The organism is Daejeonella sp. (genome assembly GCF_036405355.1).
Taxonomy (GTDB): domain Bacteria; phylum Bacteroidota; class Bacteroidia; order Sphingobacteriales; family Sphingobacteriaceae; genus Daejeonella.
The window spans coordinates 1-2,793 of record NZ_DASWXT010000037.1; the positions used below are offsets into that span (position 1 = coordinate 1).

2 protein-coding genes are annotated in these 2,793 nt (G+C 39.0%); both read left to right on the forward strand.

Annotation, left to right across the window (positions count from 1 at the left end; translation table 11 throughout):
• The first annotated feature begins 216 nt into the window (after positions 1–216).
• A complete protein-coding gene (locus VGE44_RS04935; protein WP_331076636.1) occupies positions 217–1,152 on the forward strand; it encodes an alpha/beta hydrolase in 936 nt (311 codons plus the stop codon).
• Between the two features lie 215 nt (positions 1,153–1,367).
• Positions 1,368–2,793, forward strand: a 1,426-nt coding sequence (locus VGE44_RS04940; RefSeq protein WP_331076637.1) for a DUF7133 domain-containing protein, incomplete at its 3' end; no start/stop codon positions are given.

Here is a 2,793-nt window from a genome sequence, read left to right on the forward strand (position 1 = left end):
TTTTGGAAAAGAAGAGCTGGAACCTGGTGAATATATTAGTTATTTTACTGGTACTTTTTTCAATTGGCTGGTTCTTATGGCGTGGAGGAAGGTAAAAATTATGGGTGATAGGTCGGGAGTTGGGTGGGAATTTACCGGCTCGCCTTGAAGAATATATTTTGTTCCTAAAATGTATTTGATTAAAATTGATCAATAGGTACAATTAATTGATCAATAATGAATTATAAAAACTGGCTAATACTGATCTTGAATCTGGTCCTATCATATCAGCTTTCCAACGCCCAACAAGTCCTTCCTCTTTATCCCGGAAAAATTCCCAACTCCAAATTAAGTGCCAATGAGGAGCAGATAACTGCAAATGCTTTAGTTGATACTGTAACCAGAAAAGTATCTGTTCCAACTTTAAGTATTTTTCTGCCTTTAAAGAACCAATCTAATGGCACGGCTGTCATTATTTGCCCGGGAGGAGGCTATGGCGGATTACTCACTAAACGTGAAGGTAGTGATGTGGCCAGGGCCTTTACAAAATTAGGGGTAACGGCTTTTGTCCTCAAATACCGACTTCCGGATGATGGAATTATGGAAGATAAATCAATTGGACCTTTACAGGATGCTTTACAAGCTTTAAAAACAGTGCGTCAGAACGCCGGTAAATGGAATGTTGATGCAAAAAAAATCGGGATAATGGGATTTTCTGCCGGGGGGCACCTTGCCTCGAGTGCAGGTACTCATTATAATACCCGCATTATTGAAAATCCTGAAAATACAGATCTTCGACCAGATTTCATGGTTCTTGTTAATCCTGTTATCAGCTTTACAGATGAAATTGGTCATATCGGCAGTCGTAATAATCTTTTAGGAAAGACACCATTAGTCGAAAAGATTAACTTTTTCTCCAATGAACTTCATGTAAATCAATCAACTCCTCAAACTTTTCTTGTGCATACGGCGGATGATACTGTAGTTTCTCCCGAAAATAGTTTCAGATTCTATTATGCATTGCGTAAGAATAAGGTCAATGCAGAACTTCATATTTATTCTGAAGGAGAACATGGATTCTTAAAGAAGCCTGTTTTTGAAGAATGGTTCGGGAGAACAGTTAATTGGATGAGGGATAGGGACTTGATAGAGCAGGAAATTGGAACCCGATAGCTATTGGGTAGGAAATAGGGAATAGGAAATAGAGAATATAAAAAAGGGAATAGTACAGCGTTTAGTTCCATTCCCCATTTCCTATTTCCAATTGCCTAACAGGAAATACGAAACAGGAAACCGGAAATAGTACAGCGTTTATTTCCATTTCCCATTTCCCATTCCCCATTCCCAAATCAGGAAATGAGTATAAATATTTGATAAGCTTATAAATTATGAAACATCATAGAATCCTGCTATTTATAATTTTACCTCTTATAGCGAGCACTATAATTACGGCATGCAGCAATAAGAGCATAGATTTTAAACCTAAAAAAGGTCAGCGAATTGTGATTATTGGGAATACGTTTGCCGAGCGCCTGCAAAATTTTAACTATTTCGAACCCCTTCTTTACAAGAGCTTTCCTGATTTAAACCTTACTGTCCGGAATATGGGCTGGAGCGCGGATGAAGTCGGTCTGCAACCGAGACCCTACAATTTTGGTACCCTGGATGAACACCTGACATTACAAAAGCCAGATATTATTTTTGCATGTTTCGGATTGAATGAGGCTTTTAAAGGACCGGATAGCCTTGCAAATTTTAAGCACCGTCTTTCAGGGTTTCTTCTGCATCTCAAACAGCAAAAATACAACTCAGTCACAGCGCCCGAAATCATTCTCATTTCTCCAATCGCCCATGAAAAACTGGGCGGTAATTTACCCGATCCTAAAGAGCATAATGCCAATCTGGAATTATATACAGCGGGTATGGCTGAAGTTGCAAAACAACTGGAGATACCATTCATTGACCTTTACAAGCCAAGCCGTGATTTAGCAAATGCTGCTGATTCCATTACAATTAATGGGATACATCTTAATGATAAGGGATATAAAGCTATTAGTGAATTAATGGCTGAGAAATTGAATTTCAAATTCGATAAATGGAAAGATGAACCTGATTATACCGGATTAAAGTGGGTAATAGATCATAAAAATCAGCAATTCTTCTACAAATTCAGAGCTGTAAATGCCGAATATATCAATGGAAGCAGGAAAGAGCCCTGGGTACAACCGGCAGGTGGCCCAATCTCTTTTCCAACAGAATTATTGAAATTAGATCAGTTGGTTTTAAGCCTTGATAGTATCGTCTGGACTGGTACTAAAAATAGTTCCGGCATCGATACAAAGAAAGTCAGACATCTGATTAATGATAAAGAGGAGATAATCGCTAAAAAGCCTCAGAATGCCCCATTGGAAGAGCAATTTGTAGTTCAGGAGGGCTTTAAAGTTGAGCTCTTTGCTTCTGAAAAGGACTTTCCAATTGAAAAACCGGTTAAGATCACCTTCGATCCTAAAGGGCGATTATGGGTATCAACTCTGCCATCATATCTGCAATACTATCCCGGAAGTCCGCCAAATGATAAAATTATAATTCTGGAGGATACCAACAGCGATGGAAAAGCAGACAAGCATACCGTATTCGCAGACAGCCTTTACATGCCCCTGGGATTTGAATTAGGAAACGGTGGAGTGTTTGTTTCGCAGCCGCCAAACCTGATGTTCTTAAAAGATACCAATGGCGATGGAAAGGCTGATGTGAAAGAAATTATTCTTCATGGTTTTGGTACTGAGGATGTACATCATTCAATCTCGGCACTTA